Raw genomic sequence first — 2,610 nt, 5'->3', positions numbered from 1 at the left:
CTGTTTGGATACATGCCATGCTTTTGCCAGCGGTTTATGGACGAGCCATGGATGGGCTGAGTTGGAGGCTAGAGGCGAATTTCTTGATTATTTCCCCCATTTGAAAGCCGTTCATTTGAATGATTCCGTTCATCCTTATGGCTCGCGCAGGGATCGTCATGCGAACCTTGGCAAGGGATATATCGGTCTTGATAATTTTGGACAGCTGCTGTCTTCTTCCTTTTTAAGACATATTCCGGTTGTTCTCGAAACGGGAAAAGGAAGCAATGGTACTCACTCTGAGGAAATTGCTCTAGTACAAACTTTATTCAATAAGGCTGACTGACGAACCGCATGAACAGAAGGGAAGGAAATCCAGTCATGATTCATGTATACTTAGATGATCTGCGTCCTTGTCCCCAAGGATTTACGCTAGCTAGAAATGTTCAGGAGTGTTTGCTGCTGCTCGAAGAATGTGATATCGATATTTTATCGCTGGATCATGATATGGGTTGGAACACCGAGCAAACAGGCATGGATATTGTGATTTGGCTTGTTCAGAAGCGGAAGTTCCCGCGAGAAATTTATATTCATACTTCCAGCCAGGCTGCTTGTACGGCTATGTATCAAATGCTGTATTCGGCCAAACCTGATGGGATGAACATATATCCTCACCGTATGCCGGACGATTTGCTGCTGCAAATTGCTCAAGGAACATACAAAAGTGAAGTGTAATTAGAAAGGAATGTAGCCTGATATGATTCATTTATCGCATATTCATTTTATTCGAGGCGAACGACATATTTTAAATGATGTGAATGTACATATTAATCCAGGTGAACACTGGGTATTGTTAGGACGTAATGGATCAGGCAAAACCACGCTGCTCGAAATGATGAATGGTTACGAATTTCCGAGTCGGGGAACTGTAGATGTGCTGGGCAACCGTTATGGACAATGTGATGTGAGAKAAGTCCGCAAGAGAATTGGTTATATCTCTCAGTCGCTTATGGAAAAGCTTAATCTAAGCGATCCTGTGATTGAGGTTGTTGCTACAGGCGAGTACGCCTATCTCAGGTTTTATCAAGAGATTCCGCAAGATGTTTTGGATCGTGCCATGGCCATGCTGGAGCGGGTGCGAATTCTTCATTTGGCTCATCAAACATTAGGCAGTTTGTCACAAGGTGAACGGAAGAAAGTGATGCTTGCCAGGTCCTTGATGATGAAACCTTCCCTTCTCGTTTTGGATGAACCTGCTGCTGGCTTGGATTTATACGAGAGAGAACGCTTTTTGAGAGATGTCAATGAGCTTAGTAAACAGGACATTACGGTCGTTTATGTGACACATCATATCGAAGAAATTATTCCGTTAATTACGCATGTTGCCATTATTGAACAAGGGGAATTAATTGCTGCTGGGCCTAAGAAAGAGGTGCTGACGCCGGAAAATATCCGTAAAGCTTTTGATGTGGATATTGCTTTGGAATGGTATCAGGATCGACCGTGGATTAAGGTTTTGGATTAAAGAAGATAAAGGATGCGGCTATGACACAAATTACGACATATATTGGCTCTTCGAATCATGGGTTTGCGCAGTACGCGCAGGATGAAATCCGTAAATTATTTCCACTGACCAAGTTCACATTACTGGTGCCAACTGAAGTTTTTTTATTCGAAGTGCCCTCGGGTACGGAAGATGCAATAACACTAATCAAAGAGCAGGAACCAATTTTTCTTAGACATATTCAACCTGTTTTGCAGGATTGGGAAACCACGCGAACGGAAGAGGACCTTGAACATCYGAAAGGTTGGTTAAAAAATGCACATGCGGAAGGGCTTATTCACTCAGGTGAGAAAATAGCCGTCCAAGTGCGCAAAGAAGAGCGTGCTGATGTTCCCTATGCACCATTTACAATCAAAGCTGCGTTAGATGAAATACTTGTTTCGGAAGTTCATGCGGAACCAGTAGTTCGTTATGCCGACCAAATTATATCCATCTACATTCATGCGAAAAAACTGTTTGTTGGACTTTCTAAGCCAACAGATAATTTGTCTGATTGGTCAGGCGGAGCCATTCGTTTTATGAAGGAAGAGGATCAAATTTCACGCGCCAAATTCAAGCTTTTGGAGGCGGAGCAACGGTTCGGTATTGATTTTAGCGTCGCTAGAACAGCACTTGATATTGGAGCCGCTCCAGGTGGTTGGACTTCGTTGTTATTAGAGCGGGGCTTGAAGGTTACGGCCATAGACCCTGCTGCAATGAGTCCAAGACTACTTGGCAATCCTAATCTTAAGATTTATAAAAAAAATGCAAGCGATGTGAAACTGCGGGATCAAGAGTTTGACTTGCTTGTTTGTGATATGAGTTGGGACCCTCGCCAAATGGGGCGTTTGGTCGCTGATTTGCTGTACGCATTACAAAGTGGCGGTACGGCGATTATTACCGTCAAGCTGATGCATAAGAAACCGTTCCAAACGGTTCGTGATATTTTACGAATTCTGGAGCCATCTCTTTTCCTGCTTAAAGCGAAACAGCTGTTTCACAATCGTGAGGAATTGACCCTTTACTTGCAAAAGATGTAGCATTATTGGAAAAAAATGTAGATTTTCTTATAAGCCCCTCTTATAATC

Annotated in this window: 4 protein-coding genes; all 4 read left to right on the top strand. The window is 43.1% G+C overall.

The window, feature by feature from the left end; all coding sequences use genetic code 11:
• On the top strand, positions 1-325 hold a 325-nt coding region (locus AC1DUA_RS33140), incomplete at its 5' end, for a TIM barrel protein (protein WP_477503783.1).
• A gap of 35 nt (positions 326-360) precedes the next feature.
• The gene (locus AC1DUA_RS33135) at positions 361-714 is read left to right on the top strand and encodes a cyclic-phosphate processing receiver domain-containing protein (RefSeq protein WP_477503782.1); all 354 of its coding nucleotides are present in this window, start codon (positions 361-363) and stop codon (positions 712-714) included.
• A gap of 22 nt (positions 715-736) precedes the next feature.
• A complete protein-coding gene (locus AC1DUA_RS33130) occupies positions 737-1,504 on the top strand; it encodes an ABC transporter ATP-binding protein (RefSeq protein WP_477503781.1) in 768 nt (255 codons plus the stop codon).
• A 20-nt stretch (positions 1,505-1,524) separates the two neighbouring features.
• On the top strand, positions 1,525-2,562 hold the full coding sequence (locus AC1DUA_RS33125; protein WP_477503780.1) for an SAM-dependent methyltransferase: 1,038 nt from the start codon (positions 1,525-1,527) through the stop codon (positions 2,560-2,562).
• Positions 2,563-2,610: the final 48 nt, after the last annotated feature.

This window comes from Paenibacillus sp. 01T422 (assembly GCF_056398785.1).
This window is presented reverse-complemented; position numbering and strand designations above follow the sequence as displayed.